This is a genomic window from Bacillus sp. FJAT-49736 (assembly GCF_018343615.1).
Taxonomy (GTDB): domain Bacteria; phylum Bacillota; class Bacilli; order Bacillales; family Bacillaceae_C; genus Margalitia.
In genome coordinates, this window is record NZ_JAGYPI010000003.1 from 356712 (window position 1) to 373358 (window position 16647).

Annotated in this window: 16 protein-coding genes and 1 riboswitch; of the genes, 9 read left to right on the top strand and 7 right to left on the bottom strand. The window is 38.4% G+C overall.

The window, feature by feature from the left end:
* Positions 1 to 551: 551 nt before the first annotated feature.
* Both KHA87_RS22705 and KHA87_RS22465 read left to right on the top strand, forming a co-directional pair.
* Positions 552 to 1190, top strand: a complete 639-nt coding sequence (locus tag KHA87_RS22705) for a methyl-accepting chemotaxis protein (RefSeq protein ID WP_481748380.1) — start codon at positions 552 to 554, stop codon at positions 1188 to 1190.
* Positions 1191 to 1258: 68 nt separating this feature from the next.
* Positions 1259 to 1360 (top strand): alpha/beta hydrolase, encoded by a 102-nt coding sequence (locus tag KHA87_RS22465; protein ID WP_213095521.1) that lies wholly within the window; start codon positions 1259 to 1261, stop codon positions 1358 to 1360.
* Positions 1361 to 1653: 293 nt separating this feature from the next.
* Here KHA87_RS22465 and KHA87_RS17820 read toward each other — a convergent pair whose 3' ends face one another.
* The 3 genes from KHA87_RS17820 to KHA87_RS17830 form a co-directional block, all read right to left on the bottom strand.
* Entirely contained in the window at positions 1654 to 1944 is a 291-nt protein-coding gene (locus KHA87_RS17820; protein WP_213095522.1) for a putative quinol monooxygenase, read from the bottom strand.
* A gap of 193 nt (positions 1945 to 2137) precedes the next feature.
* Positions 2138 to 2689 (bottom strand): cysteine hydrolase family protein, encoded by a 552-nt coding sequence (locus tag KHA87_RS17825; protein WP_213095523.1) that lies wholly within the window; start codon positions 2687 to 2689, stop codon positions 2138 to 2140.
* Positions 2690 to 3219: 530 nt separating this feature from the next.
* Complete coding sequence (locus tag KHA87_RS17830) at positions 3220 to 3759, bottom strand: hypothetical protein (RefSeq protein ID WP_213095524.1); 540 nt, start codon at positions 3757 to 3759, stop codon at positions 3220 to 3222.
* A gap of 329 nt (positions 3760 to 4088) precedes the next feature.
* Positions 4089 to 4198, top strand: a riboswitch (TPP riboswitch).
* 90 nt (positions 4199 to 4288) lie between these two features.
* Here KHA87_RS17830 and thiM point away from each other — a divergent pair.
* From thiM to KHA87_RS17850, 4 genes are all read left to right on the top strand, one after another.
* Positions 4289 to 5095, top strand: a complete 807-nt coding sequence (thiM, locus tag KHA87_RS17835) for a hydroxyethylthiazole kinase (RefSeq protein WP_213095525.1) — start codon at positions 4289 to 4291, stop codon at positions 5093 to 5095.
* Positions 5096 to 5109: 14 nt separating this feature from the next.
* Positions 5110 to 5919 (top strand): bifunctional hydroxymethylpyrimidine kinase/phosphomethylpyrimidine kinase, encoded by an 810-nt coding sequence (thiD, locus tag KHA87_RS17840; RefSeq protein WP_213095526.1) that lies wholly within the window; start codon positions 5110 to 5112, stop codon positions 5917 to 5919.
* 2 nt (positions 5920 to 5921) lie between these two features.
* Positions 5922 to 6581: a thiamine phosphate synthase gene (thiE, locus tag KHA87_RS17845; protein ID WP_213095527.1), complete on the top strand. Its 660-nt coding sequence runs from the start codon at positions 5922 to 5924 to the stop codon at positions 6579 to 6581.
* A gap of 67 nt (positions 6582 to 6648) precedes the next feature.
* Positions 6649 to 7137 (top strand): NUDIX hydrolase, encoded by a 489-nt coding sequence (locus KHA87_RS17850; RefSeq protein ID WP_213095528.1) that lies wholly within the window; start codon positions 6649 to 6651, stop codon positions 7135 to 7137.
* A gap of 18 nt (positions 7138 to 7155) precedes the next feature.
* Here KHA87_RS17850 and KHA87_RS17855 read toward each other — a convergent pair whose 3' ends face one another.
* Positions 7156 to 8544 carry a protoporphyrinogen oxidase gene (locus tag KHA87_RS17855; protein WP_213095529.1) on the bottom strand — a complete coding sequence of 463 codons (1389 nt, stop codon included), beginning with the start codon at positions 8542 to 8544 and terminating at the stop codon, positions 7156 to 7158.
* A 396-nt stretch (positions 8545 to 8940) separates the two neighbouring features.
* Here KHA87_RS17855 and KHA87_RS17860 point away from each other — a divergent pair, with 396 nt between their 5' ends.
* Positions 8941 to 11157, top strand: coding sequence for an alpha-galactosidase (locus tag KHA87_RS17860; RefSeq protein WP_213095530.1), 2217 nt, complete (start codon positions 8941 to 8943; stop codon positions 11155 to 11157).
* 20 nt (positions 11158 to 11177) lie between these two features.
* Here the strand turns inward: KHA87_RS17860 and KHA87_RS17865 are convergent, their stop codons facing one another.
* Genes KHA87_RS17865 through KHA87_RS17875 form a run of 3 tightly spaced genes read right to left on the bottom strand, consistent with a single transcriptional unit; the run spans position 11178 to position 13550 of the window.
* A complete protein-coding gene (locus tag KHA87_RS17865; RefSeq protein ID WP_213095531.1) occupies positions 11178 to 11738 on the bottom strand; it encodes a hypothetical protein in 561 nt (186 codons plus the stop codon).
* Between the two features lie 14 nt (positions 11739 to 11752).
* Positions 11753 to 13048: a TolB family protein gene (locus KHA87_RS17870; RefSeq protein WP_213095532.1), complete on the bottom strand. Its 1296-nt coding sequence runs from the start codon at positions 13046 to 13048 to the stop codon at positions 11753 to 11755.
* A 1-nt stretch (position 13049) separates the two neighbouring features.
* The gene (locus KHA87_RS17875; RefSeq protein ID WP_213095533.1) at positions 13050 to 13550 is read right to left on the bottom strand and encodes an RNA polymerase sigma factor; all 501 of its coding nucleotides are present in this window, start codon (positions 13548 to 13550) and stop codon (positions 13050 to 13052) included.
* A gap of 389 nt (positions 13551 to 13939) precedes the next feature.
* On the opposite strand from KHA87_RS17875, the gene bcaP reads away from it, so the two are divergent.
* Together bcaP and KHA87_RS17885 are read left to right on the top strand one after the other, a co-directional pair.
* Positions 13940 to 15343: a branched-chain amino acid transporter BcaP gene (gene bcaP, locus KHA87_RS17880; RefSeq protein ID WP_213095534.1), complete on the top strand. Its 1404-nt coding sequence runs from the start codon at positions 13940 to 13942 to the stop codon at positions 15341 to 15343.
* Between the two features lie 155 nt (positions 15344 to 15498).
* Positions 15499 to 16644 (top strand): HAD family hydrolase, encoded by a 1146-nt coding sequence (locus KHA87_RS17885; protein WP_213095535.1) that lies wholly within the window; start codon positions 15499 to 15501, stop codon positions 16642 to 16644.
* The last annotated feature ends 3 nt before the right edge of the window (positions 16645 to 16647 follow it).

Genomic DNA, 16647 nt, shown 5'->3' on the forward strand with positions numbered 1-16647 from the left:
TTGGAGTATGTATTGGAAATAAATTATCTTTCCGTGCGAGCCTCCTAACTATTGTACTTACTATGCTATGTGGGATATGTATAGGGATACTGTCTGCCTATCTAAATCATAAAAAATTTATTGCTCCAATCAAAGGGATTGTAAACCATATCCATTCTCTCCAAGAAGGTAACCTCCATACAAGAACAGATATTGCAAAATCAGGAATGTTAAAAGGAATCGCTATTTCATTAAATGAAATGTCAGATGCTTGGCAAATTATTATAAACAAGGTAGATGAATCAGCACAACAGGTTGCTGCACTATCGGAGGAGCTTTCAGCGGAGGCAAATCAAGTAGCAGAATCCTCCAATCAAGTAACGAATACAATCCATAAGGTTGCAAGTGAAACGGAAAGGCAGCTGCAAAGCATGGAGGAGAGCTTTGAAATCGTCTCATTGTTATCATCTGGTTCCAATCAAATTGCAGAAAATGCTCAAAGTGTTTCGACATCTTCTTCTAATTCCCTTCATATTGCATCGGAAGGAAACGAAAAGATTCAAAAAGCAGTTATGCAAATGAATTCAATTCAGCAAACAGTTAATAAATCAGCAGCCATTATTACAGAATTGGGAGAACGTTCGAAGGAAATTGGACAAATTGTGAAGGTCATCACGGAAATTGCCGATCAGACCAATCTTCTTGCTTTGAATGCTGCTATCGAAGCTGCACGTGCTGGCGACCATGGCAAGGGATTTGCTGTAGTTGCGGACGAAGTCAGGAAGCTTGCAGAACAATCTGCACTTTCCTCTGAGCAAATTACAAGACTTATCCAAGCTACACAATTGGAGACATCTAATGCTGTACAATCAATGGGGCAAGCAACGAGGGAAGTATCGGAAGGAATCGCTGCTGTTCATTTTGCTGGTGCTGCCTTTGAAAGCATCCAGGAATCAATTGCTCAAGTAACGAAGCAATTACAGGAGGTATCCTCTGCCTCCGACCAAATGTCTTCAGGAGTTTCGCAGATTGTCATCTCTATGCAGGAAATGACAGAGGTGTCAGAAAACAATGTTGCTGGAACACAAACCGTATCAGCGGTAGCGGAGCAACAGTTAATTTCAATAGAGGAGATAACCAAATCGACAGCGCTTTTAGCTACTATGTCTGAGGAGTTGCGACAGCTTACTATGAGGTTCAATAATAAATAATTTATGAAGAGAAAATTATGATTCTAAGAAAAAGTCAAGCAAAGTAAATAGGGGCTAGGTGGAATTACATGATTGTTTCAATGAAGGAAACGGGTCATTTAGTTCATTGGGATAAACCTGAGGAAGTTGCGGATGCAATAAACAAATGGGCTACCAGATTCATTTGTTAAATAATCCAGTTTGGTTTATTACAATTCTAAAAGAAGATAATGAAACGGCTCAGGAGACTGAGCCATATTGTTATGGATAGTGACTATTTTCGTATAGATTTGTGTTTTTCGTATATTGTTATGTATCTAAATTTCGTCTTAGCTCGGGGCATCTTTTCTTAAGAAGGTTATTCTCATTACGAAGAGTTAGGTCCTTACTAGAATTTTCGTCTGAAAAAAGCAACAAAGGTTAAGAAAAGTGCCTTAATAATAGACTATCTATTCATGTACGAATGACTTTACACATGAGATATCTATTTATCCTCCAATGTATGTATATCTATTTCAATAGGCGCAGTCAAAAATTCATGTGAAGCTTTTATATAATGAATAAAATGAGGGTTATTTTTGTGGTTCTCCACCGCCTCAGCATCTCTCCACTTTTCTAAAGTCAGAAATGTATTTGGTTCGTCGACTGCCTCGAATAACCGGTATTCCAGATTACCGTCTTCGGCTTTGGATTCCTCTACAGCACGTCCTGCCGCCTCTAAAAAGGCCGCTCTATATTCTGGTGAAACTTTCAGCACACCGTGAACAATAATCATATGGTACCTCCTCTATGAATGAGAATAAATGTGGCATTTTTCATTACATTTTCCTTCTTGCATTGATTATATACAAGGAACTTATTATTAAAGAGAAGGCTTTCTTAATTAATATCGATGATAAACCGGCAAAAAGAACTTACTATATTGAAATCCTTTTTGCTGGTTTGCTTTTTTTAACTAAAACTACCATTTAGTCTGCAAACATTTCGAATAGACTTAAGGAGTCCATGGCAATTATCCCGTTATTATCCATCTCATTTAAAGATTTTATTTTCTTTTTATCACTTGCACTTCCTACAGCATCTTTAACTACTGATACAGAAAAGTTTTTACGGATCGCACTATTGGCTGTTGCTTTTACACAGCCTTCGGCAAATACTCCAACAATAATAATATGTTTAATATCATTTACGTGTAAATATGAAACAAGTTCTGAATTGCTTAACGCATCCCCTGTTTTTTTGGAAAAGTAAATATTATTCACTATTGTTAATCGTTCATCTAGATTAGCACCTTGACTTCCTTTTAATGCTGAATTATTTCGAAACCAGTTCAAAATAAATTGTTTGGGCTCAAATTCATTACCTATGTATATAATTGGAATTCCTGAATTATTGGCTTTCTCGATTATGGTATTAATGCATTTTAGCATTGGTTCAATCTGATGTTTTGCTATAGGCATGCGGGCTTGGTCACCGATAAAATCTTTCTGAATATCAAGTACAAATAAAGCTGTTTTCATATTCTGCCTCCTTTTCTCTTGTTAATCAAACTTTTTATTTTCCTACATTGTTTTGTTAAAATGTACCTTTATTTGAACAATAGCAGTCATAAAATTTAAACGATCTTTATAAGGAGTTAGTTTCATATATTAGGAATAGATAACTTTGGAGGAACATTTTACTTATAGATGATTATCACTTTGACATTTAACAATATCCAAGAATTGAAACCAACACCTTAATCGTCCAGATATTTTGTTGCCATATTACTAGACTTTTGCAAACAACCATTTAAGCGGTTGTGATAGTTAAGGAATATTGGGAATATGAAGCAAACCATTTACACGTTCTATCTGATTTAAACGATAAAACTTCAAACTATTTTAATTCTAGCAATGTCATTGTAAATCCTTTAATCATAAGTTCCCGTTAATGATATAGAACTTAAGATTGCTTTTCACGAATATCTGAAGAAAAAATCTGAATAAATTGGTAGTGACTTTATAAGTGAGTAATTAAAAATTCCGCACAATTTCTTTGTGCGGAATTTTTAATTAAAATAGTATTCTGGCACTAGACCGCCTTCCGGAAGACCGTCTACGAGATGAACGTCTAGAACTAGTACGCCTTCTGGAGGACCGTCTACGAGATGAACGTCTAGAACTAGACTGCCTTCTGGAGGACCGTCTACGAGAAGTACGTCTGGAACTAGACTGCCTTCTGGAGGACCGTCTACGAGATGAACGTCTAGAACTAGTACGCCTTCTGGAGGACCGTCTACGAGAAGTACGTCTGGAACTAGACTGCCTTCTGGAGGACCGTCTACGAGAAGTACGCCTAGAACTAGTACTTCTTCTGGAGGACCGTCTACGAGAAGTACGTCTAGAACTAGACCGCCTTCTGGTAGACCGTCTGGAGGAAGAACGTCTTTGAGATGAGCTACTGCTACTAGACCGTCTGGAACTAGACCGTCTTCTAGTTGAGCTACTACTGCTGGAGGAACTTCTTCTGCTTGATCGTTTTGAACTAGACCGACGGTTACTGGATCTCCTAGAGCTGTTTCTTTTGCTGCTACTGGATTGGCCAGCACCCATTTCCTTGCTCTCTACAGGAAATTGTGTCATGAACCTTGTTAACTCTGGATCAAGGCCATCATATACATCTTGAATTTCCGCTTGTGATAGCAATTCCATTTCCAATACCCCTTTCCATTATATTCCATCCTTCTTAAAGTACTAAGAAGAAACTTGTATATTTTCAATCAATTAATGTATTCAAATGAACAATATATGTTATGCATATGTTATTCCCTTTGTTTTAGGCAATCGCTGTTTGTCTTGAAAATTCCACTAGTGCCAGGCACCGAATTACTTTACTTATTTCTTATGGGGGGCTATGATAAAGAAAATGAATAGATTTTTAGACTACTAGGGGTGCCCTGTTTTGGGCTGAGAGAAGAACGGAAAGTTTTTTAACCCTTTGGACCTGATCTGGTTAATACCAGCGTAGGAAAGTAGCAGGGTACAGATTATTTCTTATACTTACGTTGTTACTAATAAAGCCAGGTCCATTTTTGGATCTGGCTTTTTTATATTAGGAAATTAAAGGAGGAAAAATAAATGGATAAAACAATAATCAACAAAGTCCTGCAAAAAGTGAGGGCTGAAAATCCACTTGTTCATAATATTACGAATGTCGTCGTTACGAATTTCACGGCAAATGGGTTGCTAGCATTAGGTGCGTCACCTGTAATGGCATATGCACCGGAAGAAGTAGGGGATATGGCGAAAATTGCTGACGCATTAGTCCTCAATATGGGTACTGTAACTTCCGCAACAGTTGAGGCTATGATTATTGCGGGTAAATCAGCTAATGCTCACGATGTCCCTGTAATATTTGACCCGGTCGGTGTTGGAGCAACCCCATATCGCAGTGAAATGGCCAACAGGATCGTTAGCGAAATAAAAATATCTCTTATAAGAGGGAATGTTGCAGAGATTGCTAGTCTTGCCGGAATTCAAGCAGAGGTGAAGGGAGTAGATGCTGTAGGAATTCAGGGAAGTCCAATGGATATTGCTATACAGGCTGCCCAAAAGCTCCAAACATTCATTGTTATAACCGGAAAAGAGGATTTTATTACGGATGGACATACGACCTATGTTATTCAAAACGGAGATGCAATATTAACGAAGGTGACTGGTACCGGTTGTTTGTTAACGTCCGTCATCGGTGCTTTTACTGCTGTGGAGGAGGACTTAATGATGGCTGCAGTGTCAGCGGTCGCTGCATATGGGATTGCTGCCGAATTGGCTGTTGCAAAAATCCTTACGAAGGTTCCAGGAAACTTTCAAATAGAGCTTCTGAATCAGCTTTCGGCGATTTCCGAACAGGACATCATAGAGAAGGCATTAGTGGAAAAAAGATAAAGGAAGGTGCCAATATGAAAAAAGCATTAACTATAGCCGGATCTGACAGTGGCGGAGGTGCTGGTATTCAAGCAGATATAAAAACTTTCCAAGAGCTTGGTGTATATGGAATGTCTGCCATAACAGCCATCACTGCGCAAAACACATTAGGTGTTCAAGCGGTCTATCCTATGACAGAAGAAACAGTTGCAGCACAGATACAAGCAATTGCAGAAGATATAGGTGCAGATGCTGTAAAAACAGGTATGCTGTTTAACGCAACGATTATCCAAGCGGTTTCTGATGAAATTAGAAAAAATCAATGGAAAAATATCGTGGTGGACCCGGTAATGATTGCGAAAGGTGGGGCGTCTCTTTTGCAGAAGCAAGCAATACATGCATTAAAGGAGGAACTGCTTCCACTTTCCCTTATTATCACACCTAATATACCGGAAGCTGAGGTATTGCTCGATATGACAATCAAAACGATAGGGGATAAAGAAACTGCGGCCAAAAAAATGCTGGAATTAGGTGTAAAGAATGTTGTTATCAAGGGTGGTCATGATACGGATCCTCATGAAACAGTGGATCTTTTTTATGATGGAAAAGATTTTGCATTTTTAAAGTCGAAAAGAATCTATACGCAAAATACACATGGAACTGGATGTACATTTTCGGCCGCTATAACAGCGGAACTTGCTAATGGAAAAAGTGTATATGAAGCAGTTGTAATTGCAAAGGACTTTATTCAAGCGGCTATTGAAGACAATATCCCGATTGGCAGAGGGCATGGACCAACGAATCATTGGGCTTATGGAAGAAGAAAAACAGAGAAGGTGAAATGAAAATGACGAGAATGAATGAAAATAAATTAAGAGATTTATTAAAATTGTATTTTATTATGGGAACCGAGAATTGCAGTAAAAGCCCGTCTAGTGTTCTTGAAGAAGCCATCGAAGGCGGGATTACTCTTTTCCAATTTCGTGAAAAAGGCAAAAATGCTCTGATTGGGGAGGAAAAAATTGCATTAGCGAAAGAGCTTCAAATCATCTGCAAGGAGAGAAACATCCCTTTCATTGTGAATGATGACATTGAGCTTGCCATATCGTTAGATGCAGACGGGGTTCATATTGGCCAAGAGGATGAGCCTGTTGAGAAAGTCAGGGATAGAATCGGAGATAAAATTTTTGGGGTTTCCGTTCACACAATCGAGGAGGCAAATGCAGCGATTGCTGCCGGTGCTGATTACTTTGGGGTCGGACCGATTTTTCCAACAAAGACAAAGGAAGATGCTAAGCCAGTCCAAGGTACAGAACATATAAAAAAATTTCGGGAACAGGGCTTCACTATTCCGCTGGTCGGCATTGGCGGGATAAATGCGGAGAATACACGTGCAGTTATTGCTGCAGGTGCAGACGGAGTATCGGTAATAACAGCAATCAGCAACGCTAGTGATATTATCGTTGCAGCGGAAGCGTTGTGGAATCAAGTGAATACAACATACTAGAGTGCAGCAAGCCCTTCGCTATTTGTTATAATTATAAGCAAGGTAGTTTTGGGAAGGGGGAAATGCTGTGGAGTATCAATATACTATTTGCTTTATAAAAAGAGGGGAGCAAATATTATTGCTTAACCGGGAAAAATCACCGTGGATGGGAATATGGAATGGTGTTGGCGGAAAGATTGAAGAGAATGAGTATCCTATGGAAAGTGCTTTGCGTGAAGTAAAAGAAGAAACAGGCATGGAATTGCAAAGCATCGATTATAAAGGGGTAGTCTCTTGGTTTGTGGACGGGAAGTGCGTGGGTGGAATGCATGCCTTTATAGCCGAAATTCCAGACACATATGAATACTATACACCGATCAAAGCGGAAGAGGGAATACTTGACTGGAAGGATCTGTCATGGATTTTGCACCCTGACAACGCAGGGTTGGCGAATTTATCATACTTTTTGCCTAAAATGCTAGAGGACTCCGGCCAATATAATTATCAATTAGAATATCAAGATGATGATGTTGTCGATTTTAAAATAAAAGCAATGGAGGAAATGGCATTCCTATAAAAAATCAGAAGCGGAGACTCACTCCGCTTCTGCAATTTTTCTGGCAGTATTTTTTCCATTTACAATACAATCTGCTATTCCAACACCATAGTAAGAGCACCCTGCAAGAATGATGTTTGGATATTCGACCTCTAATTCATTATTCAAGGCTTCTATTATTTTGCCGTGGTTTAAATGATATTTTGGCATTTTATCCTGCCATTTGGTGACCTCTACACTATTTGGATGACCTGTAATTCCTAAACTTTTTTCCACGTCCTTTAATGCTACCTGCACTAATTCCTCTTCACTCATGCTATTTAACTTATTAAATTGGTCCGCATCTGTGTTTTTATAAAACAGTCTTAATAATAGGTTATGGCTTTTAGATGTATGTTCCCATTTGCGACTTGTCCATGTGCATGCATTACATATTAAATCACTATTATCCGGAGCAATAAAACCAGTCCCGTCAGCAGGCAGGCGCTCGTCAGGAATATCAAATCCAAGATAGATGCTGATAAGAGAAGAATTAACCAGTTCATCAAAAATAGGAGTTAGTTTTTCATCTTTTAAAAGCGATTTTGCCACAGTATTTGGGACGCTTAGAACAACATAATCCGCATCCCTACTTTCATGATTGGTAAATTCAATTGCATATTGGTTTTGTTTTTTCACAATAGCAGTCGCCATAATACCTTTTAAAATTTCAACATCGGTCAATTCTGCTTCCATATGATCAATCAATGTTGATAAACCATTTTCAAAGGATACGAATTTTTTATTACCACCTGATTGGAATTGTTTTTTGTGCTCCGATAATCCACGAATAATGCTGCCGTATTCATTTTTATAATCGAGTAGATAAGGCATCGTTGTCCCTAAAGTTAAATCGTTCAATTTGCTGGAATATACACCGGATAAGACAGGGGCAATTTGGTTTTCCACGATCTCTTTTCCCAGGAAGGTTTCTAGGAATACTCCAACAGAGCTATCCTTAGTAAAGGTTGTATTTTCGGTAGTAAAATCCTTCAGTGCCTCGTTTTTTCCTTCCTCTGAAATAAGCTCACTGCTGAATAATGCTTCTTTGCTCATAGGAATTCCAAAGATGGTATCATCCGGAATAGGTTTTAGTTCATTGTGATGATATATATAGGATTTGCCCGTAGAATTATGCACGATTTCATTATGTAAGTTCAGTTGATCTAATAGTTCGGCAACTCCTTCCTTGCGAGCAACAATCGAATCTGCTCCAGTCTCCATAATAAATTCGCCGCTCTTCACGGAACATATTTTTCCGCCTAAGTAGGGATTTGCTTCAATCAAAGTTAATTTCATATCTAATTGTAAGGATCTTTTTAATTGCTGAAGATAGTACATGGTAGAGAGGCCTGTAATACCTCCGCCAATGACTACGACCTTTTTCAATTTTGCTCACTCCTCTAATCCGTAAAACCTCTATGTTTAAGGCTCATTCTTAAACCTTGCTGCTTTCAGACAAAAATCTTAATAACAATTATAATCCACTTTTTCTCCATTTCCTAAATGTGAATTTGTACACAATGTGAAACATCTAATATTAAAGTGTCTTTTCTTAAACCTTGTTGCTTTTACGAACGAAAATCTTAGTAATCGCCAGGTTTTTGGTAAAGGAAAAAACTACTTAAGAAAGAATGTATCGAGCAAAGACTAGGTTAGAATTTATTACATAATACGAAAAACAACAATTGATACGAAAACATTCATTTTTAAGCATATAAATTATCGAGGGTAAAAAATTTTCGGTTCGAGGTAAGGATAACAAGTAGAGCAAGGAGGGAAATAATGCCCATTTATTTTAATCCAAATACGAAGGAATTTCATCTGCAAGGTGGAGATATAAGTTATATTTTCACTGTTCTAAAGAATAATCAGCTTGGTCACTTATATTTTGGTAAAAAAATTCGGCAGCGTGATTCCTTTCAGCATCTGTTAACAATGGAGAGCAGAGGGATGACGGCATGTGTTTTTGAAGGAGATTCCAGCTTTTCCTTAGATACGATTAAGCAGGAGTATCCCTGCTATGGAACGACGGATTTCCGAGAGCCAGCATATCATATTCTTCAGGAAGACGGCAGCAGAATAACAAATTTCGAATATATCTCCCATAAAATTTTTACAGGCAAGCCAAAACTTGATGGACTGCCGGCGACATATGTAAATAGCCAAGACGAAGCTACTACATTGGAAATTAAGTTATACGATGAGTTGATTCAAGTGGAAATTACATTATTGTACACAGTGTTTGAAAAGATGAATGTGATAACAAGAAGTGCGACTTTTATGAACTATGGAAAGGAAAAAGTCAATCTGCAAAGGGCATTAAGTGCTAGTATGGATTTTTTTGATTCTAATTTTGAAATGATTCAACTGTCAGGTGCATGGGCGAGGGAACGGCATATGAAAACAAGAAGACTTGCACCAGGAATTCAGAGTATTTCTAGTACAAGAGGAACGAGCAGCTCACAGCATAATCCTTTCATTGCCTTAAAAAGGAGTGACACTAACGAATTTCAAGGGGAGGTATATGGATTTAGCTTAGTATATAGCGGAAATTTCCTTGCTCAGGTGGAGGTGGATTCTTTTGATGTGGCAAGGGTGACAATCGGAATTAATCCATTTGATTTTAACTGGCTTTTGAATAGTGGAGAGAGTTTTCAAACCCCGGAGGCTGTGATGGTATATTCCGATCACGGCTTGAATAGTTTGAGTCAGACATACCATCTATTATTTCGGAGGAATCTTGCTAGAGGAATTTGGCGCGATAAAGCAAGACCGGTATTGATTAATAATTGGGAAGCTACTTATTTTAAGTTCAATGAAAATAAAATAATGGAAATTGCGAAACAGGCCAAAGAGCTTGATATAGAATTATTTGTCCTGGATGACGGCTGGTTCGGCAAAAGAAATAATGCCAAAACCTCCCTCGGCGATTGGTTTGTAAATAAAGATAAGCTCCCAAACGGTATAAATGGTTTAGCGAGAAAAATAACAGAGCTTGGAATGGAATTCGGATTATGGTTTGAGCCAGAGATGATATCGAAAGAAAGCGAGCTGTATCATCAGCATCCTGATTGGCTGATTCATGTCCCTAATCGGCGTCTTTCCCATGGAAGAAATCAGTTTATCCTCGACTTTTCCAGAAAGGAAGTAGTGGATCATCTATATAAAGTGATCGCATCGATACTAGAAGAGGCACCGATAACCTATGTAAAATGGGATATGAATCGGAATATGACCGAAATTGGATCGGCGGTTTTACCAGTTGAAAGGGCAAGTGAAGTGGCGCATCGATATATTCTAGGAGTATATGAATTATATGAAAGACTAACCAGTGCATTTCCGAAGGTTCTGTTTGAATCGTGTGCAAGCGGAGGAGCAAGGTTTGACCCTGGTATGCTCTATTATGCACCGCAAACGTGGACAAGTGATAATACAGACGCTATAGAACGACTGAAAATTCAATATGGAACATCAATGGTGTATCCGTTAAGCAGTATAGGTGCGCATGTATCGGCCGTACCTAATCATCAGGTTCATCGAACCACTAATATAGAAACGCGAGCAAATGTTGCTTTTTTTGGAGTATTTGGCTATGAATTAGATATCACTAAGCTAACATCAGCTGAAAAAAAGGATGTAAAGAAACAAGTGGCCTTTTACAAAAAGAATCGGGAGCTTATCTTGAACGGTACATTTTACCGTTTGTTAAGTCCTTTCGAAGGGGAGGGGAATGCGATCAGCTGGATGGTAGTTTCGAAAGACCAGAGGGAGGCAATTGCCGCATATTATCAGATTCTGAATAAGCCCAATGCATGCCTGCAAAGAATATATTTCCGCGGGTTAAAGAAGGATATTCGTTACAAAATAGAAGGGCAATCAGCAACCTTTTATGGAGATGAACTAATGTATGCGGGGCTCTATATAGAAAAGCAGAAGGCAAGGAAGGGAGAAACATTGGATTTCCAATCTCGGCTCTTTATTCTAAAGGCCGTACAGTAATTTACTGTACGGCCTTTACCTTACTTCAAAGCTGTCTTGGCTATTTTTAGGGCAGTGTCTTCTTTTACTCTAGAAAGGTCAAAATGCAAATCATACGCGATTTTTTGCTCGGGCAGTAAATAAAGTATATGAATTTCCTCTGCCTTTTGCCCATTCATTGCATCGCGTTGCAGAATAATGGAATACATTTTAAAAGGGGATTGTGCTATCTCCTTTTTATCTAGAATCTTGCTTTGATTTGGCAACAGGCTTTCAATGGAACTGCTGTAGCCAAGCCCATCCAATCCGCCAATTGGTTTATCATTCAGTTGAAAGGATGCGGAATCCAATCCTTTTGTTATTGTCCAATTACTTGGTACGGATAAATGAATGTGATCCAATTCTAATTTTTGCAGCTTTACTTTCGAAATTTTAGCACTATTAGTAGGATGCTCTCCCTTAACAGATGTAACGGCAGGCTTTGTAATTTCGGTTGTCACCGCTTGTTTAGTAGTCGGCTGATTTGCTTTTTCCTTTGATTCGGAACAGCCTGCAAGAATGAATACACCTGTTAGCATGATGAAAATTATTTTTACTCTCATAATTAATTTCCTTTTTAATTGTATTTTACATTAATTTTATAAAGGCTAAAATGGTTGCCAGTTTCCTGTTGTTTATCGCGTGAAAAGAGAATGCTCTTCCCATCACTTGCCCAACTTGGCTGCCAGTCACTGTATAGACCGCTCGATACATATTGAATAGGCATTGTTGGTGGTTTTTCTTTTGCCTCTTGTCTCCATTGGGCTTGTTGCTTTTCATCTACCTTTCCTTTCGTTAGCTGGGAAAGCTTATGCGTTTTTACATGAATGGCCCAAATTTCTCGTAATGAAGTTTGAATGGCTGCCAGTTTGCTAATTTCTTCTGTAGTTTTGCGATATTTACTGTATACAATAAACTGTCCATTAGGAGACCAGCTGGATTCCATGCCGTTCGTAAGTTTTTTCGCTTGAGTTCCATTTGCTTGGATGGTCCAAATTTCATTCGATTGCTTTTTCGAAACTTTTGTAAAGGATAGCATTTTTCCATCTGGAGACCAGCTTGGTTCTTTCCCGTTCACTAGTTTTTTTCCATGAGAGCCATCCGAATGTATAATCCATATTTCTTGTTTGGTGATGGTAAATCCATGTGTCGGCATTGCTTCTGTTACTGTTTTTGTAAAGGCAAGCTGTTTCCCATCCGGAGACCAAACTGGTGTATCATGATTCTCATCTATGCTTGAGGGAGCACTCACTTTTTTTATATTAGAGCCGTCTATATTCATCGTCCAAATTCCCGCTGAACCGTTTTTATATCCCGAAAAGGCCACCTTGGAATGGTCAGGAGACCAGGCAGGATTTCTCATATATAGAAAGTCTCCTAACGGAAGGGATTCCATTTTATCCGTTTGTGGATTCCATATCCAAATTTTTTCGTTATTTCCGAAGCTAATAAGCGAGTTCTCCCCGAGATAGCTTGGATTTTCAATTTCATTTGGGCCAAGAGGGATTAATTCCTTTTCCTGTACAACCGTTATTTCATCCGCACTGACAAAAATATTAGCGAATTGCTGCCATGATAATCCGGCTATCAATAATATCGACGCGGCCAAAGGGAACCATCTGGTGAATCCCCATCTACTACCCACCTTTTTCCGTAATGATTTAGGCTGTTCTATAGATCTGATTTTTAAAGCAACACTTTCCACATATTCATTGGAAGGCATTTCGACTTCATGCAGCAATTTGATATGATCCACCGTTTCTATTAAATCCAGTAATTCTTCCTTCTCGAGATCTTGTGAAACCTTTAGATTAGGATCGTTTAATGCATCGATATATTCAGAAAGAATATCCATTTTGCTCGTATAGGTCATGTTATAGTGCCCTCCTATTTTCCTTTTTTATATGATTGCGGATAAACTCTATAGCTCGAAATTGATTGACCTTAATGAAGGATTCCGTCTTTCCGAGAATTTCGGCTGTTTTCTTTATGGAGTACCCTTGTAATATTCGATGCGTAATGATTTGCTGCTGATCTTCATTTAATAATGATAATGCGTATCGAATCTCCTCTTTTTCCGTTAGCAGCTCCTCAGGGCTTTTCTCCACACTTTCAACAATATTTTGTTGCTCTATTGTTGTAGTAACGGGTCTTTTTTGAGTATTGCGCCAACGGTCAATGATTAAATTTCGAGCTATTGTTTTTAATAGGGCAATAACCGTGACATCCTGATCCTTGTAACGCCCCTCAGACTTTATGGCTTTCATAAATGTTTCTTGAGTTAAATCCTCTGCCTCTTCCTTATTATGGGTGCGATTATAAATATAAAGATAGATTTCTTTCCAATGATCTCTCCAAATTGTTTCCCAGTTCAAAGCATACAAGCCCCTTTTTCTATAAAAATTTCTATCCCCTTTTTTGTCTCATAGAAATAAACGATGGAGAAAATGAAAAAGTTACATGCAAATGTTTTTTTGCACAAAAAATGGAACCGGGAGTGAAGCTGAAAAACAATCCGGTGCCTGTTTTTTAACGAAGGTTCAATTTACCATTCAAAAATATTAGTCTTTTTAATTAGACTTTCGTTACAGGAAAGAATAAATTTTTTAAAGTAAGGATTTTTTTACCATCATATGTACAAATTATTGGAAAGATTGAAGGATATTTCCTTCACAAAATTGCTACAAAATAATTAGACTTTTATGATAATATAGAACAATCCAGTGAAATTGTTTTCAGATTATTAAATTAATTGAGGTGCAACATGGCGAGACATCATCTATTTAGACGAAAGTCCATTTCAGATTTAATTGCAAATTCAGAAAAGCCGGGATCGTCCTTGAAAAAATCCCTTGGTGCATTCGATTTGACGATGCTTGGAGTAGGAGCAGTAGTAGGAGCCGGAATATTTGTATTGCCGGGGAAGGTTGCCTCAGAAATAACAGGGCCATCTATAATCATATCCTTTATTATTGCAGGGATTGCATGTGCATTAGCAGCTCTTTGTTATTCGGAATTTGCCTCTTCAGTTCCTGTAGCAGGAAGTGCGTATACGTATAGCTATGCTGTATTTGGTGAACTGATTGCGTGGATATTAGGATGGGCCCTTTTATTGGAATATGGCTTAGCATCGGCATCGGTTGCAAGCGGGTGGTCGTCCTATCTTCAAGGTCTTCTGGCAGGATTTAATATTCACGTTCCGCATGCATTGTCTGGTGCCTTTAATCCGGAACAGGGGACTTATATCGATTTGCCGGCTGTATTAATAGTACTCATTATTGCCTTTCTATTGACATGGGGAATTCGTGAGTCTGCGAAATTTAATGCTGTAATGGTGCTTATTAAAGTGGCGGTAGTTATTTTATTTATCGTGGTTGGGGTTTGGTATGTGAAGCCGATAAATTGGACCCCGTTTGCTCCATTTGGTTTTCACGGAATTGTAACGGGAGCGGCGACTGTCTTTTTTGCTTATATTGGGTTTGACGCGGTATCTACTGCAGCCGAAGAGGTGAAGAACCCGCAGCGAAATATGCCGATTGGAATTATTGCATCCTTAATCATTTGTACATTGCTTTATATTATTTTATCAAGTGTTCTTACTGGCATTGTACCATTTACAAAACTAGTTGGTGTTGGTAATCCGGTTGCATTTGGATTGCAATTTATTCATCAAGATTGGGTCGCAGGCTTCTTATCATTGGGAGCCATCGTTGGGATGACAACGGTTATTCTCGTTATGACCTATGGTGGAACTCGATTAGTCTATGCAATGAGCAGGGATGGTTTATTGCCAAAAGGATTGTCAAAGGTTAATAAAAAGACAAAGACTCCAGTAGTGAATACATGGGTATTCTGCTTGGTTATTGCTTTTTTCGGGGGATTTATATCCTTGGACAAGCTGGCTGAAATGGTGAATATCGGAACATTATTTGCCTTCACCATGGTATCTCTCGGAATCTTTTTCTTGAGAAATATGCGGGATACTCAGAAATCAATTTTTAAAGTTCCTTTCTATCCAGTGTTGCCGGCAGTATCCTTCTTATTATGCCTGTATTTAATATTTAATTTACAGTGGATTACCTGGTTGTCCTTTGGTATTTGGCTTGTGCTTGGTTTAATCATTTACAGCATATATGGTTCTAAAAATAGCACATTAAGAAATCAATAAAAAAGGCGGTTTGTATTTATAGAAAATACAAACCGCCTTTTTTATATTAGGGATAACTTTACAAGTTACTATTGATTTTGGGGAAAGTAGCAATTTCAACTGCTCCACTATGATAAACTAGTGTAATAAAGTGCAGTTTTTAAGGGGGAAACATTGTGATCCGGACTGTTTTATTTGATGTTGATGGTGTTTTATTAAGTGAAGAACGCTATTTCGATGCATCTGCTTTAACTGTATGGGAGCTTCTATATAGTGAGAATTATTTGGGATTAGCTCCTGAAAAATTCAAAACAGATTTTTCCGATGATGAAATTACCAGTATTAGAAATCAAGTCTTTAAACAGGATCAGATATTAAAATTTTTTAAATCAAGAGGCCTTAATGCCAATTGGGATATGATTTATATAACCTTTTCCCATCATTTAATCCACCTATTATCGCAAATGAAGGAGAAGGAATATGATAAAATAGCAAATTGGTTGAATCAGGAAATAAATAGAAATACCCTTTTGGAAATAAAAGAAGTATTACGGGAATACCAGGTGGAGGTAGATTTTAATACCTTTCTAACGGATTTCGAAAATTTTTCTCAATCCAAGCAGGAATTATTAAACGTTCTTGATTTGCTTGCAGAAGAAAAGCTAGGAGTGGAACGATCTATATTGGGGAATAAGGGAGCCCTCTGGTCTGTGTGTGAGCATTGCTCTCAAGAATGGTATGTCGGAGATCGAAATGTTTATTCTTCTACCGGTAGACCGTCTGTTCAAACCGGCAAGAAGGGTTTTTTAGAGGATGAAAAGGTATTGGCGTCACCGGCAGAGATTTCGGAAATGTTTCAATTCCTTAAAGAGGCAGGGATTGCAATAGGGATTGGTACGGGGAGGCCCGAACTCGAAACGGTTAAACCATTCGCTGCGCTAGGATGGCTGGAGGAATTCGATGAAAATCATATTGTCACAGCGGATGATGTATTAAAGGCGGAAAAAACACTTTATAATAGGATGTCATTGGCAAAGCCACATCCATATACGTACTTGTTAGGTTTGGCGGGAAAACACACGGAAGCAGAAAAGGTATTAGGGCAACCATTGCCAATAAAGAATGGAGAGGAAGTCCTAATTGTAGGGGATTCACTTGCAGACTTATTGGCTGCTGAAAAAATGGGGAGCCGATTTGCAGCCGTCTTAACGGGTCTCTCTGGAAAGGATGCTCGTGCAGACTTCGAAGCATACAAGGCGGAATTCATTTTAGACTCTGTCTTAGAAATAAAAAATGTAATGGAAAGCTATAATCAGAAATGACAA

Excerpts from the sequence above, each read along its gene's own strand:
- thiM (WP_213095525.1), top strand. The coding sequence starts at position 4,289 with ATGGATAAAACAATAATCAACAAAGTCCTGCAAAAAGTGAGGGCTGAA.
- thiE (WP_213095527.1), top strand. The coding sequence starts at position 5,922 with ATGACGAGAATGAATGAAAATAAATTAAGAGATTTATTAAAATTGTAT.
- KHA87_RS17860 (WP_213095530.1), top strand. The coding sequence starts at position 8,941 with ATGCCCATTTATTTTAATCCAAATACGAAGGAATTTCATCTGCAAGGT.
- KHA87_RS17825 (WP_213095523.1), bottom strand. The coding sequence starts at position 2,689 with ATGAAAACAGCTTTATTTGTACTTGATATTCAGAAAGATTTTATCGGT.
- bcaP (WP_213095534.1), top strand. The coding sequence starts at position 13,940 with ATGGCGAGACATCATCTATTTAGACGAAAGTCCATTTCAGATTTAATT.
- KHA87_RS17865 (WP_213095531.1), bottom strand. The coding sequence starts at position 11,738 with ATGAGAGTAAAAATAATTTTCATCATGCTAACAGGTGTATTCATTCTT.
- KHA87_RS17870 (WP_213095532.1), bottom strand. The coding sequence starts at position 13,048 with ATGACCTATACGAGCAAAATGGATATTCTTTCTGAATATATCGATGCA.
- KHA87_RS22465 (WP_213095521.1), top strand. The coding sequence starts at position 1,259 with ATGATTGTTTCAATGAAGGAAACGGGTCATTTAGTTCATTGGGATAAA.
- KHA87_RS22705 (WP_481748380.1), top strand. The coding sequence starts at position 552 with ATGCAAATGAATTCAATTCAGCAAACAGTTAATAAATCAGCAGCCATT.
- KHA87_RS17820 (WP_213095522.1), bottom strand. The coding sequence starts at position 1,944 with ATGATTATTGTTCACGGTGTGCTGAAAGTTTCACCAGAATATAGAGCG.
- thiD (WP_213095526.1), top strand. The coding sequence starts at position 5,110 with ATGAAAAAAGCATTAACTATAGCCGGATCTGACAGTGGCGGAGGTGCT.